The sequence below is a fragment of the Enterococcus avium ATCC 14025 genome, assembly GCF_000406965.1.
Lineage (GTDB): Bacteria > Bacillota > Bacilli > Lactobacillales > Enterococcaceae > Enterococcus_A > Enterococcus_A avium.
The window spans coordinates 287,020-301,819 of sequence record NZ_KE136366.1 but is presented as its reverse complement, the minus strand read 5'-3'; the positions used below and the strand labels follow the sequence as shown (position 1 = coordinate 301,819).

Below are 14,800 nucleotides of genomic sequence, written 5' to 3'. Positions count from 1 at the left end.
TTTTTTCTGTCTCACTTATAATCAGCTCTCTTTCTTTACAATCGTTGAAAAAAGCGGATAATCAGAAGTAAGCGTTTTAAAGAACGTGAAAATTTGTTTCTTAGGAGGTCAATTATGTATTTAGCAAATGAACAACGCTATGAGAAAATGGATTATCGACGTTTAGGAAAATCCGGTTTGAAACTTCCCGCGATTTCTTTAGGCTTGTGGCATAATTTTGGCGATGTTGACACTTTGGACAATCAGCGGGCCATTGTTCGAGCCGCCTTCGATCATGGAATTACTCACTTCGATTTAGCAAATAATTATGGGCCACCTGCAGGTTCGGCAGAAATCAATTTCGGACGAATCTTGAAGGAAGACATGTTTCCATATCGTGATGAGCTAATCATCTCTTCAAAAGCCGGCTATTATATGTGGCCGGGACCTTATGGTGAATGGGGTTCCCGAAAGTCCATCATCGCCAGCTGTGAGCAGAGCTTGAAGCGTATGGGACTTGATTATGTAGACATTTTCTATTCTCACCGACCAGATCCTGACACGCCTTTAGAAGAAACCGCGCTGGCATTAGATCAGCTAGTTCGTCAGGGGAAAACCTTATACGTTGGGGTTTCAAATTATTCCGCGGAACAAACAGCTGAAATCAGCAAGATTTTCCAAGAACTAAGAACACCTTTTATCATTCATCAACCACGATACAATATGTTCGACCGTTGGATCGAAGATGGATTGACCGATGTTTTAGCAGAGGAAGGAATAGGTACGATCACCTTCAGTCCCTTGGCGCAAGGCCTGTTGACAAATCGCTATTTACACGGTATTCCCGAAGATTCCCGCGCGCATCGTTCAGATAGTCCTTTCTTAACAGAAGACAACGTTCAATCTACCATAGAGGTGGTTAAACAACTAAATGACATTGCTGAAAAACGCGGGCAGACATTGGCAGAAATGGCATTAGCCTGGAACTTGCGTCAGCCCACCGTTACGAGTGTCTTGATTGGTGCGTCACGCGTCAGTCAATTAGAAGACAACCTGAAAGCCCTAGATCATTTAGCCTTTAGTAAAGAAGAACTGACTCAAATTGACGCTATATTAGCCAAACTAACTAAAAAATAAAAAAACTTCGAGGCTTTTCTGACATAGAGAGCTTCGAAGTTTCTTTATAATTTCTCGTAAACCGAATCTAAATATTCGATTCGTTCTTCCTCAGTAGTATTTTTAACAGCTCCTAGATGGTACCAGGAAATATTGCGCATGCCGATATCTTCTAGCGTCGTCGTCAGCTGATGCTTATAACTGCGGGTACACCGTTGCTCCAAGCTGGCTGTTGGTTGGTCAGAGGTGGTAAAAACAACCACCGAATCAATCGACAAAAGCGGCTGAATCCCATTTCCACCATCAAAAAAAGCGAATTCATTTAACAGCACCTTATCAAGAAAGCCCTTTAAACTTGCGGGTGAGCTATACCACCAAATCGGAAAGATCAAAACCAGCTGAGTGGTCACCTTCAATAAACTCATATAATGCAAAACCAATGGATCTAAAACCGAACCGCTTTGATAAACTGCCAACTCTTCTTTCTTCATGACTGGATCAAAGCCGTCCTTATTTAAATCAATCACCTGATAGATTTTCTGATCTTGCTCCAACCCAGTGATCAGCTTATTCAAGACAGCATGATTAAAGCTTTCCTTCCAGGGATGATCAATAATCAATGTTGTTGTCATTTCGCACTCCTCTTTACCCTTTTTATCAAAAATAGCACAAAATCATTGCATTCTGATTTCAGTTTGATTTCAAACTAGCTAAGATCATGATAAAGTTAAGTTATATTTCTGAAAAGATCCTACTTTATTTGTTCATCCACTACCTTCAGTAGGGTTAGTAAAGACGAAATAATAGAAATTATTTTTTTATGCTTGTATTTAAGAAGGAGTCCTATATGAAATTCATTCCAAACATTATTACCTGTTTACGAATCCTCGCCTCGCTGCTGATTCTCTTTGTACCAAATAAATGGTTCTTTCCACTTTATTTTTTTGCTGGACTGACGGATATGCTTGACGGTTGGTTAGCCCGCAAAATGAACTGGACAAGCCCCTTTGGTACGTTTTTAGACAGTTTGGCAGATCTACTTTTCTTTCTCGTCGTCATCGCAAAGGTTGTACTGACAATCACGCTTCCAGCTTTTCTTCTTTGGGGCGCGTTAACAGTAGCGCTCATTCGCTGTATTTCCTATGTGATCGGCTATTTTCGTTTTCATCAGTTCACAAGTCTGCATACTTACTTAAATAAGTTGACCGGTCTATTGCTCTTTTTATCGCCGATTGTATTATTAATCGTTGCAATCAAGCCCTTTGGTGTCATTCTTTTGACCTGCGCTCTTTTATCCTCAGTCGAAGAATTGATCATTGTCTCAACTACTCAGACATTAGATAAAAACGTCGCAACTTTTTTTCAAAAAAAATAAACTGTCTCATTGCAGGGCCATTTTAAACTCGGTACACTAGAGGTAGGAATTGCGCGCGTAATGACTACCTTATTCATAAAGAAGTTAGGAGGCGAATCTCATGGCAAATGAGGATCAAAAGGATTTTAATGCCATGCTAAACGAAGATAAAGGAATGCCGAAAATGCAGATCGTAACCGATGAAGCCACGATCAAACGCTATGGTGGAACAAAAATGTACTTTGCCCCACCATTGGATTACGATGCCATCATGAAACAAATTCCTTTTGGCAAAATTATCACAACAAGTGCCATCAGAGAGCATCTGGCAAAACAAAATGATGGCGACTTTACCGAACCCATCACAGCCGGTGCCTTCATCTCTATCGCAGCATGGGCTAGCGAGCAGCGTGACGATGATCCCACACCTTACTGGCGAACACTGAAGGCCAAAGGAGAAATCAACCCGAAATTCCCTGGCGGCGTGGAGGCCCAGATCGAAAAACTTGAAGCTGAAGGGCACAAAATCGTTCGCCGAGGAAGAAAAAATTTCCGTTATTACGTGGAGGATTTTGAAGAATCTATGTATGTACTCTAACCGTTTTCGTTTCGAGAACGGTTTTTTATTGCATTTTTTTGCTCACTTTTTTCAACGATTCCCTCTGATCCAAGCGCTCAAGGGCTTTTTGGGGAAAGCCTTTAGTGTGCATATTTTTATTATATATTTTCACTATAAGATTCGATAAAATTATTGATAGGATAGGATTTCTGCGAATACCACTGACATGTTGGCAACGCATGAAATTCCGAGATTAACGATTGCTCGAACAGGAGGAAAACGATGGAGATTAGTGAGCACACTCTTGCCGATTATTTGCTTCAGCGAACCAAACTTTTTGATCAAACTAGTCCCCTCATCGTGTCCGTTCTTTCCAACGAAAAAGACAAATACGTTGATGGCTATTTAAATTATCTCTATGTTCTAAAACAGGGAAATAAAAAATACATTGCCAAACATTCAAAAAAGACGATTTCCAGCGGTATCTCCCTTGCTCCAATTGACCCTAAGCGGAATTATTTGGAATATATGACTTATCAATTGCGGGCAGGTTTAGCTCCTCAGATGGTTCCAGAAACCTACTATGCGGACCCAGCGGCACATTTATTTATTATGGAGGATCTTTCTTACCTGACCGTTCTGCGTTTCGCCCTTTGTCGAGGAGAACAGCTGCCACGGTTAGGAAAACAAGTCGGAGAATACCTTGCTAGAACGCATGTAGCAACCTCTAAGCTGCGGTTGTCTGAAGAGCATTGGCAAGCCTTAGCAAGCTATTTTAAAAATGCTGACATGCGAAAGATCATTACCGATTTTATTTTGAAGCCGCCGGTTAGAACGAATCAAGCGTTGACTTCCCATCAAGAAGGACTATTAGACATCTTGGACACTATTTTGCAGGATGCCGCAGTTAAGCGGGATTGGGAAGAATTGATTGAACGCGTATCTAGTAAGGATGAATGCTTGATCCACGGTGATTTTCATTCTTCTAATATTTTTGTTTCACAAACATCCTTTAAGGTGATTGATATGGAATACACCATGACGGGCCCCTTTTCGTATGATATTGGGTACTTCTTGGCAAATATCCTATCACAATATTCGGCATTCACTATTAGAGGTAATGAATCCATGTGTTCGGATTTGCTGCAGGTAATCAAGGATACGTACCAAACATACTTCACTTATTTTTCTGATCATATCAAAAGTGATCAACAGGAACGGTTTTTAGAGATTCTTCAAGACTCACTTGGTTATCTGGCAATGGCTAACATCAATCGAATCGCAAATTTAGGAGAATTCCCTGATTTTGACAGTTTAATCAATCCACAAGAAAGCTTTTTAGCCAAGGGACTCTCTATGATGCTGGCACAGAAACTGTTGAAAAACAGACAGCTGCTAACCACACCTGAGAAAGCCTGCCAGCTGATCCGTACCACCCGAAACAATTTTTTAACGCAATTACTCGTAACAAATGAAAACGCTCTTATTTTAGTCTAAAGAAATGAGGAACGAATATGCTATTGGATCAAATCACTGCGGCTGGGATTGTCGGTTGCGGCGGTGCGGGCTTTCCGACTGCTGTTAAGTACAACACCAAAACGGAATATTTCATTATCAACGCAGCGGAGTGCGAACCGCTACTTAAAACCGACCATTATGTAATGAACAACTATGCTAAGGAATGTGTTGAGGCCATCGCAGCAGTCGGTGAAATGCTGGAGGCGCAACATATCGTAATAGCGACTAAGGCCTACTATACGAAAGAAATCGCCGCCCTTGAAAAAGCCATTCAAGAATTAGGGGTTCCTGTCACGATCTTCAAAATGAAGAACTTTTATCCAGCTGGCGATGAACAGATTATGGTCTATGAGGTCACTGGGCGAACAGTTCCACCTGGTGGAATTCCCATTGAGGTCGGCTGTGTTATCTCAAACATCGCCACCATGCTGAATATCTATCAAGCACGACAGGGAAAAAACGTCACTCATAAACTGCTCACCATCACTGGTGCTGTCAGAGAGCCGAAAATTTTGGAAGTTCCCATTGGTACTTCTTTCGATGAATGCCTAGCTTTAGCCGGCGGCACCACACTAAATGATTTCATGTTTATTAACGGCGGCCCGATGATGGGGAAAACCGGAGTAAAAGAGGATTTCTCTCAACAAGTCGTCACGAAAACAACTTCTGGAATCATTATTATGGAAAAACGTGATTTCATTTATGAACTCCATGAAAAAGAAATTCCACAAATGATCAATAAAGCACGTTCTTCTTGTATTCAATGTCGCTTATGTACGGAGCTTTGTCCTCGTTATCAAATTGGTCATCCGATCCATCCTCACCGTGTGATGCGGCATTTGACGATCACTGATGTCCCAGATGATATCGATGATGATCCAATATGGAAAGAAGCGCTGCTTTGCTGCGAATGTGGAATTTGCGAAACAATTGCCTGTCCAATGGGACTTTTACCAAGGCAAGTAAATAAGTATGTCAAACAACGTTTAGCGGAAAAAGGTATCCGTTATAAGAAAGATGAACGGCCACTCACGCCTTCACCTATGCGAGACTATCAGCTGGTTCCGCCAGTGAAAATCTTATTGAAGGATGGGCTTAAGCAGTATGCTGATTTTACTATCGAAAAGCTTCAGAAATATGAACCGAAACAGGTTAGAATTCCCCTAAGAATGCACATAGGGGCTCCTTGCGAACCAGTCTTACAGATCGGGGATCGAGTCAGAGCAGGAGAGCTGATCGGCAGAAAGCCAGAAAAAGCTTTAGGTGCAGATATTCATGCCAGCATTGATGGCATTGTTACAGCTGTTAGCGCTAGTATTACTATTGAAAGAAGGGACAACTAATGAAAATAATGGATACGATTGGCTTTTTGGAATTAAACAGTATCGCGAAAGGAATCGAAGTCGTTGACTACATGCTAAAAGCCGCAGATGCCACCTTGATTATGGCCCGAGCGAGTTGTCCTGGAAAATACTATATTATGATCTGCGGACAGGTGGCAGCGATTGAACGCTCTATGGAAGTTGGTGTTGAACTGGGAGGGCGCTATGTCGTTGGAGAGCTGTTAATTCCTCGTATTAATCCGGCAGTGATTCATGCCATCAATATGGCTCAAGTTCCAGAAAAAGTTCATGCAGTCGGTGTTTTGGAATACTATTCAGCAACAGGCTCAATCATCGCCGCTGATTTTGCTGTAAAAGCCGCCGACGTTGAGCTCTTAGCGATTCAACTTGGGACAGGAATTGCTGGAAAATCTTTCGTTGTACTTACAGGAGATGTTGCCGCGGTCAAAGCTGCTGTCGAGGCTGGAGCAAATGGTGCACAAGATCAAGCGATGCTCATTAATAAAATCGTCTTATCCAATCCGCGTCCAGAACTGATCGACAGTTTGCTACAATAGAAAGAAAAACTCTGCGAGAATCATTCGATGATTTTTTCGCAGAGTTTTATATTGTGTTCATCTAGCTTAGTAATCTTTTTTTAACAGCGGGCAAATTTGCCTTATCTATATAAGCCGAGCGACTTTTCCCTTTTTTATTTTTTCCATTCCCCGTTAATTTCACTCGCTTTTTCAGTCCACGATGGGATTTCATCTTAGGCATTGATTGACTCCTTTTTAAGATTAAATAGAATCGTCTGTCGACTCCGCAGCTTCTCTTTGAAACATTCATTAGATAAGCCAATAATCTTCCCTTTCGAAATTAGCTGCTTCAGCTCATTGTTTGATAAGTTCAATTTTTCTTTCAAAATCTTGAAGAGCTTGATGTCCAATGGATAATCCGATTGAATTGTTACAACGACTTCCTCGTCTAGTTCAAATAGATCCCCCAACACCTCGTAGTCAATCGTTCGAATCACTACACCATTTTTCTTTAAGGTGGTTTTATCAGTCCCGTATTTTTTTGAAAGTCCGGAATCATTCTCTTGAAAAAGAGCCAACAAATCAGAGTCTAGCTTATTCGTATGAATTCTCGATAGAATGGTTGAATTCCAGCTAGTCTTACATTTTTTACAATTATAGATTAACCAAACATCCAAATATTTCCCTTGAGCATTGATCCGAAACCTTTCCGAACAGGAAAATTCAGTATCCTCATTGCATTTCTTGCAATGCCGAATGATTGTGGGCGTCTTTAAGCATGCCACTGTCCAAGTTACCTTTCGCACTTCACTCATCCTCTCTGGGCAAAATAGTTATCGCCCAGTATAAGGTGGAATCACCATTTCCATACTCTCACTCCTTTTTCAAAAAAAGATTCTCCTCTACAATAAATTATCTGTTTTAGATAATCCTATTGTAGAAAAGAATCTTCTTGTTGACTTCTGAATTCTTGCTCTATTCAACCGGAATACACATGTCCAACTGTACATAATCATTTTCCCAATCAATTTTACGATAAATCGTCAACCCATATTTTTCACGCATCTGATAGCTGCTTTCAGGAAGCCAGATCCTAAAAAAACCCTGCATCACTCGGAAAATGTCTTCTATCTGACCTTTATATGGATAAATCGCATACGTGCCGCCGGTTATCACCATAGTGTTTTTCTCTTTGATTTCCTCATTAAGCGTAAAGCATAGATCACAAATACTGTGACCATCGATCGCAACGGCTGGATCATTATAGAATTTTTCGATCATCACAGTCGTGTCATCATAATAGGCATTCTCTTCGACCAACGCCGACCAGCTACTTTTCAATTCCGCATAATTGCCCAGCATTCTCTCATAAATCACATATAAATCATTTAATTCTTTTAATTCAACCTTCTTCTGATAATCTTCAAAGGTGTCCAAAACTTCTTGCTTCTGAGGATAGAAAGGATTTGAAATCGTCGACGCTTCCAATGATTTTCGATAGTCATTTGGTGAAAGCTGATAATGTTCTTTGAATAGGGAGCTGTAATTAGACGCACTATACCCGTAATCCAATCCGATGTCAGTAATTCGCTTATCCTTTTGAAGTTTTAGATCAATTGCACTTTGTTCGACTTTTAGACGTTTGATAAAAGAATAAACACCTTCGCCAGTCTCCTCTTTGAACATACGACAAAAATAATACTTTGAAAAAGATAGCTGGTTTGCGACATCCTCGATTGAGATCGGTTCTTCTAAATGAGCTAAAATATAGTCGATGCTTTTATTTACAAGGGCTTTTTTATCCAATCATTCCCCTCCGTTCTCTTTCGTTATCGCTTTTATTCTACCATTCAATGCTTTCTTCTAAAAAGTCGTTTTTTGATTTCCCACGCGTTTGATTACCAATAACTTTCTGTCTGCTTCAATCCAAAGAAACAACCTCCCGATTCTTTTAGAATAGGAGGTCGTTTTCTGTAAAAGTAATCAATTAAATCAAATGATACGTATCTCTGACGATCATTAATTCTTCATTTGTTTCAACTACTAGCACTTCTACCTTAGAGGTCTCAGTACTGATTCTTCTGTTATTTTTCTGGTTCATCTGTGGGTCCAGCTCAATTCCTAAGAAGGTTAAATTCTCACAAACCATTTCTCGAATGACGGAAGAATTCTCGCCAATTCCAGCAGTGAAAATCAAGACATCCACACCGTCAAGCTCTGCCGCATAAGCACCAATCGTTTGCTTCACACGACTAGCAAACATATCCAGCGCAAGCTTTGCTCTGTCATTTCCTTTTTCTGCCTCAGTAATGATATCTCGCGTATCACTGCTAAAGCCTGTGATGCCCTTGAAGCCTGATTCCGCATTCATTAGCTTATCCATATCATTAGCAGAAAGATTTTTCTCATTTTGCAAAAATGGAATAATCGAAGGGTCGATGTCACCGCATCTCGTGCCCATCATTAAACCTGCCAAAGGCGTAAAGCCCATTGAGGTAATGACCGATTTTCCGTCCTTGATTCCACAAATACTTGCTCCGTTTCCTAAATGGCAGGAAATAATCTTCAATGACTCTAATGGTTTTTCAAGACAATTAGCTGCTTCAGACGCCACAAATTGATGACTAGTTCCATGGAAGCCGTAGCGTCGGACGCTATCCTCTTCATAGAATCGATAAGGCAATGGATAGATATAATTTTTAGCCTCCATCGTCTGATGAAAGGAGGTATCAAAAACAGCGACTTGCGGACAATCAGGCAAATCCTTTTGCAATGCCTCGATACCGACCACATTCACAGGGTTATGCAAAGGAGCTAATTTCCCTAGCACCTTGATTTTTTGTAATGCGTCCCGATCCACCAAGCTAGATTTCTTGAAATCTTCTCCGCCATGAGCCACACGGTGCCCTACGCCAGCAAGCTCCTGCAAACTGGTTAAAACATTTCTTTCCAGTAAAAAATGCAACAGAAACTCTATTGCCTCTTCATGGGTTTTTCCTTTAATAGTCGTTTTTACTTTTGCGTCCTTCAATGAATAAGAAAAACCCATTTCCTCTTCTAATCCGATTCGTTCAAATAAGCCTTTGACTAACAATGTTTCCTCAGGCATTTCGAATACTTGAAACTTCAATGAGGAACTACCGGCATTGATCGACATAATTTTACTTGCCATAATTTCCCCCCTTAATAATGAAATCGTCCGCTACTCATTGAGTATCAGACGAATTCATTTGAATCCTTTTTTATAATTTATCCTATACCTTTCACTAACAAGGTCGCAATACATGCACCAATGATTGGACCCACGATCGGAATCCATGCGTATCCCCAATTGGCATCACCCTTATTCGGAATCGGCATCAACGCATACATCAACCGCGGACCAAAGTCACGACAAGGGTTGATGGCATAACCAGTGGTCGATCCTAGTGATAGACCAATTCCGATTAAGACGAAGACAAGCATCAATGGTTGTAAACCAGGAGGAATATCAGCTGGCATTAATTGAATCGCTAATACGAAGAAACAAGTAGCAATGATTTCACTAACTAAGTTTAATGCTGTGTTTGGAATTGCTGGTCCAGTAGCAAAAATCCCAACGCTGTTCCCTTCTTCAACCGTTGTATTTTGAAAATGCGGCCAGAAGTGGATCGCTGCAATCAATGCCCCGACAAAAGCACCAGCAACCTGAGCCAAAATGAATGGTGCAACTTGCCCCCACTCAAAGGAACCAGCAACAGCAAATCCAATCGTTACTGCCGGATTCAAGTGACCTGGAGAACCGAAATGTCCACTAGCTAAAACACCCAGCATAACCGCAACACCCCAGCCCATTGCAATGTATAACCAACTAGCTCCGACGCCCTTTGCCAAAGTACCTTTCAAATTGACAGAACACCCAACACCTGAACCAAAAAGAATCAGAACAACCGTACCAAAAAATTCACCAAATACAGGACTATTCATAATGAGACCTCCTTATTCTTTTTTCTGACTTTCGCAACTGACACCCGACAATTTACTCATCTTCATTATAACGGTTTTCTCCCTTACAAAGTGATAAATTATTGTCAGTAATAATGATTATTTTATGATATTTCGATAAATATCTTTGATTTCTTCCGCTGAAAACTGAATCGGATTCGTTTTAAATGTCGTGTCATTTAATGCATTATTTGCGATAACATCCTCAGCAGATAATGCAGCTTCTTCCTGGATTCCAAAACTATTCAGCTTAATCGGTGCTTTACATTCGATCGCTAATTGTTGAACAGCCTGAGCAAGATTTGAAACTGCTAAATGGTCCGGCAAACTCGGCGGACATATACCAAGCTTACGAGAAATTCTTGCATAATTTTTTCTGGTTTCTTTATCCTTGCTGTTTGCTTGAATCACGTAAGGCAGCAGCATCGAATTGGCTAATCCATGAGGAACCTTGAAATTCGCTCCTACTTGATGAGCGATCGCGTGACAGACACCCAAACCCGCAGCATCAAAAGCCAAACCAGCCAAAGTCGAGGCTTCATGCATTTGAATCCGTGCATCCAGCTCCATTCCTTGATTCACACATGTCGGCAAAAACTGGAAAACTAATTCCGTCGCTTTTTCAGCTAACGCGTTTGTGTAATTGGTTCGATTTACTGAAGCTAATGACTCAAGTGCATGTGTTAACACATCTAGTCCGCTAAAAGCCGTAACTGATGGCGGGCTAGACATAACCAAACTTGCATCCAAAATCGCCTCGTGAGGAATGATCGCTTCATGAAAAATCGGATATTTTATTTTGTTTTGTGTATCGGTGATTACCGAAGCACTGGTTACTTCCGATCCAGTTCCGCTTGTGGTGGGGATAGCCACAAATCGCTTCACTTTATTGCCAGTCGTTCGTTTGTAGAAGAAAAGCATCGCTTTTGCTGTATCAATCGCCGATCCCCCGCCAACTGCGATAACCACAGTTGGCTTGTGTTTTGTCATTTTTTCGATTCCATCTACTACCGTTTCAATCGGAGGATCCGGTATAATATCAGAATAAATCTCGACCGTATTGGTTCGTTTTACATAACCTAAAATTCGTTTTAAGCTGTCAGATTCGGCTAAATAAGGATCACAGACAAAGCAGAGGTTTTCTTTTTCAAATTGCTGCAATCGTTCCAGACTGGCAAAGCCAGAATAAATTTCTGGTTTCATTGACCATTTTTTCAAAAAGAACGCCTCCTTTATCGTATTGAGAATCCATCAGTTAACACACAACGTCGTTTACGAGCAAAATCACGAGCGGAGGTGGTACATTCTCCAGTCGGCGTTGCGATCGTAAAGGTCGTTGGACCTTCACCGCCAAAGCCTAAACCGGCAAACGATGAACCATTCTTAACAAAAATCGATGTTTGAAATTTCTTCGCTGCAATATTCATCCGACCGACATTTTGAGAATGCATTGTCGCTGTATGATGGCGTCGATTCTCAATTTGCAGTGCAGTCGTTAATCCTTCGTCAAAATCGCTGACGGTAACGACTGGCAAAATCGGCATCAGCATTTCCTTCACTACAAACGGATGAATTTTATCCGCCCGCAAAATGATGACCCGAACGTCAAAATCTACTTTGATCCCGGCTTCAGCTAAAATATAGTTAGCATCTTTTCCGATAAATTTCCGGCTAGGGGCTCCATTCTCCATGATAGTCATATCTATCATTTTTTGAATGACCGCTTCATCTTGAACTAGATAGGCACCATTTTTCTCCATCTGTAGAATTAAATAATCCGCTACCTGGTCCACAACAACCACACTCTTTTCAGCCGTACACAAAATATTATTGTCAAACGATGCACCAATAACAATGTCCTTTGCAGCTTTTTCGATATTTGCTGTCTCGTCAACTAGCGATGGTGGATTTCCTTCACCTGCTGCAATGACTTTCTTTCCACTTCTCATCGCTTGCCGTACTACACCTGGTCCACCTGTAATCGCCAGCAACGGTACATCCGGATGCTCCATCATTTCTTTTGCAGCTTCGATCGAAGGTTCAGTAATCGTCACAATTAGATTTTGAATCCCACAAGCCTCATAAATCAGCTCATTCATTTTGCTAACGACCCAGCGAGAAACCCTTTTGGCCCCTGGATGGACACTAAAATAGATCGCATTTCCTGCCGCTAACATACCGATTGCGTTACAGATTAGGGTTTCGGCTGGATTCGTACTAGGGGTCACAGCTCCAACAACACCGTAAGGAGATAACTCGTACAGGGTCATCCCGTTATCACCAGTTAATGCTTCCGTTCGCAGATCTTCCACACCTGGAGTTTTATTGATCGCTAACTGCAGCTTTTGGACCTTATCCTCGTATCGCCCCATTCCAGTTTCTTCTAATGTATCGCGAGCAATTTTTTCAACGTATGGCCGCATGCCATTGCGAATTGCCTCGATCACTTTTCTTCTTGTTTCTAGGGTTTGATTCTCATAACATTCTTGGGCAAATTTTGCCGCATGAATCGCTTCTTCAACTGTCTCAAAAACACCAAATTCCTTCATAGGAGATGTTGTTGCTTGAGCTTCCTGAAGAATTTTTTTGATGACTTCTTTTATTTCTTCTTCACGCATGTCAAATCTCCTTCAACTTCTCTAAACCTTTTTGAGCAATCGCCATATCTTCCACGACCGCACCGCCGCTGATTCCTAAGCCGCCAATCACTTCACCTGCTGCATCTCTGATTACATATCCACCGCCAAACGTGACGATTTGTCCGTCAGTCAATGCTTCCAGCTGATAAAGATCCGCTGCTGGCTGAACCAGTTCACTTAGCTTGTGCGTGTCGGTCTTCATCGCAACAGCTGAGTAGGCTTTTTTCTGTGCTAAATTTTCGCTAACCAGCAACGCACCAGCCATTCGATAAAAGCTGAACAGGTGTCCTGCCTTATCGACTAACGCCATTGATACTGGGACGCCCAATTTTAATGCTTGTGCTTCGCAGGCTTGAAAGATCGCATAATTTTTATCTAAATTACTCGCTTCTATTTGTGATCCACTTTGTTCAAGGTAACGACGCAGGATCTCATTAATCAGCTGTTTTTCAGTCTCACATTGATCTTCCATACGAGCAAAGATATACAGGCAATCAGATAGGCGATTAACAAATTTTCGTACCTCTTCCCGGATATCAACAGACTTGGACAGCTCCGTCAGCAATCGTTCGCCCCGCCGACAAACAGCTCGAGCAACATGTAACTGAGCAGCTGACAGTGTTTGGCCCGGTAAAATAAAACTATGCAATTCTGGTAAACGCTTAGTATACTGATCGATCCACGCTTCCATTTGGTGGATGTCATTTTCTCCAACCAACGTACTTTTCGCTTCCAGCTTTGCCATGTCTTGTTTTGTTGCAATTTCTGCGTTTAATTGGAATAGTTTATGCTGAACCCATTCTAAGTGTTCAATTGTTTCTGAATCCTTCGCCAATTTCTGAGCGACACTGACTTGAGCACAGCATTCATCAAACGTTCCGTAAGTATCCACGCGCAAATCTGATTTTTCTACTCGTGTTCCATCAAAAAGGCTTGTTGTTCCTTTATCTCCCGTTTTTGTATAAATCGCCATATACTTTCCTCAGCTCCCTAAAAATCAAACGTGTCAATAATTCCAACGATTGCATAATCAACAGCATCTGAAGGAGTCGAAAACAGTTTTCTGGCAGAAGATCCGCTGGTCAATAAGACGTAATCGCCAATGCCAGCCCCTACTGTATCCGCCGCCACCTGTTGGAAACGAATATCCTGTCGCTCAGCGTTAATCGGTTGAATAATCATCAATTTCTTTCCAACCAATGTTTCATCTTTTTGGGTCGAAACTACACTTCCAACTACTTTTGCCATCAGCATAGGGTGAACTCCTTTCTACAACAATGACTTTCTTTTCCTGCAATCGCTCCCTCGCCAAATCTGTAATGAGTTGATTGGATGCCAAAAGCAGAATATCCTCCTGCGTCAGCATCGCTACTTGTTGGTAGGTAATCACTTTTTTGGGAAATTGAAAATATTGTTTGCCTTGATTGTTAAGCAATGTCACACTGCATTCGTTGAATAATTCATTTGGAATCAAATCCGTGTTTGAAAAAGCCAGTTCAAACGTCAGGTGACAATCATAGTTATAGCTTTGATACAGCCACCTCACTAAAGGATCGTCACTGTCTTTTTTTATGAACCGCTCTAGAAATAGGACATCTACTTCACTCAAATGAATCTGCTTATTGTATAAAAAGCCTTTAATTCCTTGATTTATCTGGGAAGGGGTACGACAAGAAAGAAATAAGGTATTGTGTTCTCGCTGATTAATGATTGAAATAATACGCTCAACTAACTCGTCCATATTCTTACTCCCAATTCTTAGTGCAGATATCGTTTCTGTTCAATTGGAT

At 41.3% G+C, this 14,800-nt stretch carries 16 protein-coding genes; 6 read left to right on the top strand and 10 right to left on the bottom strand.

Translation table 11 applies throughout. The annotated features are described in order from the left end of the window. The first annotated feature begins 114 nt into the window (after nt 1-114). Nucleotides 115-1,116, top strand: coding sequence for an L-glyceraldehyde 3-phosphate reductase (gene mgrA, locus OMU_RS18975; RefSeq protein WP_016181481.1), 1,002 nt, complete (start codon nt 115-117; stop codon nt 1,114-1,116). 44 nt (nt 1,117-1,160) lie between these two features. Here the strand turns inward: mgrA and OMU_RS18970 are convergent, their stop codons facing one another. Then, nucleotides 1,161-1,727, bottom strand: a complete 567-nt coding sequence (locus tag OMU_RS18970) for an NAD(P)H-dependent oxidoreductase (protein WP_016181480.1) — start codon at nt 1,725-1,727, stop codon at nt 1,161-1,163. Between the two features lie 215 nt (nt 1,728-1,942). Here OMU_RS18970 and OMU_RS18965 point away from each other — a divergent pair, with 215 nt between their 5' ends. The 5 genes from OMU_RS18965 to OMU_RS18945 all read left to right on the top strand — a co-directional run bounded on the left by OMU_RS18965 (nt 1,943) and on the right by OMU_RS18945 (nt 6,426). Continuing rightward, the gene (locus tag OMU_RS18965) at nt 1,943-2,470 is read left to right on the top strand and encodes a CDP-alcohol phosphatidyltransferase family protein (RefSeq protein ID WP_016181479.1); all 528 of its coding nucleotides are present in this window, start codon (nt 1,943-1,945) and stop codon (nt 2,468-2,470) included. 100 nt (nt 2,471-2,570) lie between these two features. Beyond that, nucleotides 2,571-3,047, top strand: a complete 477-nt coding sequence (locus OMU_RS18960; protein ID WP_016181478.1) for an MGMT family protein — start codon at nt 2,571-2,573, stop codon at nt 3,045-3,047. A 243-nt stretch (nt 3,048-3,290) separates the two neighbouring features. Beyond that, a complete protein-coding gene (locus tag OMU_RS18955; RefSeq protein WP_016181477.1) occupies nt 3,291-4,505 on the top strand; it encodes a phosphotransferase in 1,215 nt (404 codons plus the stop codon). A 17-nt stretch (nt 4,506-4,522) separates the two neighbouring features. After that, nucleotides 4,523-5,869 (top strand): 4Fe-4S dicluster domain-containing protein, encoded by a 1,347-nt coding sequence (locus OMU_RS18950; protein WP_016181476.1) that lies wholly within the window; start codon nt 4,523-4,525, stop codon nt 5,867-5,869. Next, nucleotides 5,869-6,426: a BMC domain-containing protein gene (locus OMU_RS18945; protein WP_016181475.1), complete on the top strand. Its 558-nt coding sequence runs from the start codon at nt 5,869-5,871 to the stop codon at nt 6,424-6,426. The genes OMU_RS18950 and OMU_RS18945 overlap by 1 nt, the downstream gene beginning before the upstream one ends. A gap of 194 nt (nt 6,427-6,620) precedes the next feature. On the opposite strand, the gene OMU_RS18935 is transcribed toward OMU_RS18945, so the two are convergent. The 9 genes from OMU_RS18935 to pduM all read right to left on the bottom strand — a co-directional run bounded on the left by OMU_RS18935 (nt 6,621) and on the right by pduM (nt 14,751). After that, nucleotides 6,621-7,202, bottom strand: a complete 582-nt coding sequence (locus OMU_RS18935; RefSeq protein WP_172702133.1) for a DUF1062 domain-containing protein — start codon at nt 7,200-7,202, stop codon at nt 6,621-6,623. Nucleotides 7,203-7,362: 160 nt separating this feature from the next. Continuing rightward, entirely contained in the window at nt 7,363-8,193 is an 831-nt protein-coding gene (locus OMU_RS18930; protein ID WP_016181472.1) for an AraC family transcriptional regulator, read from the bottom strand. Between the two features lie 181 nt (nt 8,194-8,374). Further along, nucleotides 8,375-9,559 carry an acetate/propionate family kinase gene (locus OMU_RS18925; protein WP_016181471.1) on the bottom strand — a complete coding sequence of 395 codons (1,185 nt, stop codon included), beginning with the start codon at nt 9,557-9,559 and terminating at the stop codon, nt 8,375-8,377. 77 nt (nt 9,560-9,636) lie between these two features. Further along, entirely contained in the window at nt 9,637-10,353 is a 717-nt protein-coding gene (locus OMU_RS18920) for an MIP/aquaporin family protein (RefSeq protein ID WP_016181470.1), read from the bottom strand. Nucleotides 10,354-10,470: 117 nt separating this feature from the next. Next, complete coding sequence (locus OMU_RS18915; protein ID WP_016181469.1) at nt 10,471-11,589, bottom strand: 1-propanol dehydrogenase PduQ; 1,119 nt, start codon at nt 11,587-11,589, stop codon at nt 10,471-10,473. Nucleotides 11,590-11,603: 14 nt separating this feature from the next. After that, nucleotides 11,604-12,989 carry an aldehyde dehydrogenase family protein gene (locus OMU_RS18910; RefSeq protein ID WP_016181468.1) on the bottom strand — a complete coding sequence of 462 codons (1,386 nt, stop codon included), beginning with the start codon at nt 12,987-12,989 and terminating at the stop codon, nt 11,604-11,606. 1 nt (nt 12,990) lies between these two features. Then, complete coding sequence (locus tag OMU_RS18905; RefSeq protein WP_016181467.1) at nt 12,991-13,983, bottom strand: cob(I)yrinic acid a,c-diamide adenosyltransferase; 993 nt, start codon at nt 13,981-13,983, stop codon at nt 12,991-12,993. Between the two features lie 17 nt (nt 13,984-14,000). Next, the gene (locus OMU_RS18900) at nt 14,001-14,264 is read right to left on the bottom strand and encodes a EutN/CcmL family microcompartment protein (protein WP_016181466.1); all 264 of its coding nucleotides are present in this window, start codon (nt 14,262-14,264) and stop codon (nt 14,001-14,003) included. Beyond that, nucleotides 14,215-14,751, bottom strand: a complete 537-nt coding sequence (gene pduM / locus OMU_RS18895) for a PduM family microcompartment protein (protein WP_016181465.1) — start codon at nt 14,749-14,751, stop codon at nt 14,215-14,217. Before pduM ends, OMU_RS18900 begins: the two co-directional genes overlap by 50 nt. Nucleotides 14,752-14,800 lie beyond the last annotated feature (49 nt).

What these genes read in the sequence shown, in the direction of transcription:
- OMU_RS18910 (WP_016181468.1), bottom strand. Translation starts at nt 12,989, where the DNA reads ATGCGTGAAGAAGAAATAAAAGAAGTCATCAAAAAAATTCTTCAGGAA.
- OMU_RS18905 (WP_016181467.1), bottom strand. Translation starts at nt 13,983, where the DNA reads ATGGCGATTTATACAAAAACGGGAGATAAAGGAACAACAAGCCTTTTT.
- mgrA (WP_016181481.1), top strand. Translation starts at nt 115, where the DNA reads ATGTATTTAGCAAATGAACAACGCTATGAGAAAATGGATTATCGACGT.
- OMU_RS18960 (WP_016181478.1), top strand. Translation starts at nt 2,571, where the DNA reads ATGGCAAATGAGGATCAAAAGGATTTTAATGCCATGCTAAACGAAGAT.
- OMU_RS18965 (WP_016181479.1), top strand. Translation starts at nt 1,943, where the DNA reads ATGAAATTCATTCCAAACATTATTACCTGTTTACGAATCCTCGCCTCG.
- OMU_RS18950 (WP_016181476.1), top strand. Translation starts at nt 4,523, where the DNA reads ATGCTATTGGATCAAATCACTGCGGCTGGGATTGTCGGTTGCGGCGGT.
- OMU_RS18970 (WP_016181480.1), bottom strand. Translation starts at nt 1,727, where the DNA reads ATGACAACAACATTGATTATTGATCATCCCTGGAAGGAAAGCTTTAAT.
- OMU_RS18955 (WP_016181477.1), top strand. Translation starts at nt 3,291, where the DNA reads ATGGAGATTAGTGAGCACACTCTTGCCGATTATTTGCTTCAGCGAACC.
- OMU_RS18900 (WP_016181466.1), bottom strand. Translation starts at nt 14,264, where the DNA reads ATGCTGATGGCAAAAGTAGTTGGAAGTGTAGTTTCGACCCAAAAAGAT.
- pduM (WP_016181465.1), bottom strand. Translation starts at nt 14,751, where the DNA reads ATGGACGAGTTAGTTGAGCGTATTATTTCAATCATTAATCAGCGAGAA.
- OMU_RS18920 (WP_016181470.1), bottom strand. Translation starts at nt 10,353, where the DNA reads ATGAATAGTCCTGTATTTGGTGAATTTTTTGGTACGGTTGTTCTGATT.
- OMU_RS18945 (WP_016181475.1), top strand. Translation starts at nt 5,869, where the DNA reads ATGAAAATAATGGATACGATTGGCTTTTTGGAATTAAACAGTATCGCG.
- OMU_RS18925 (WP_016181471.1), bottom strand. Translation starts at nt 9,559, where the DNA reads ATGGCAAGTAAAATTATGTCGATCAATGCCGGTAGTTCCTCATTGAAG.
- OMU_RS18935 (WP_172702133.1), bottom strand. Translation starts at nt 7,202, where the DNA reads ATGAGTGAAGTGCGAAAGGTAACTTGGACAGTGGCATGCTTAAAGACG.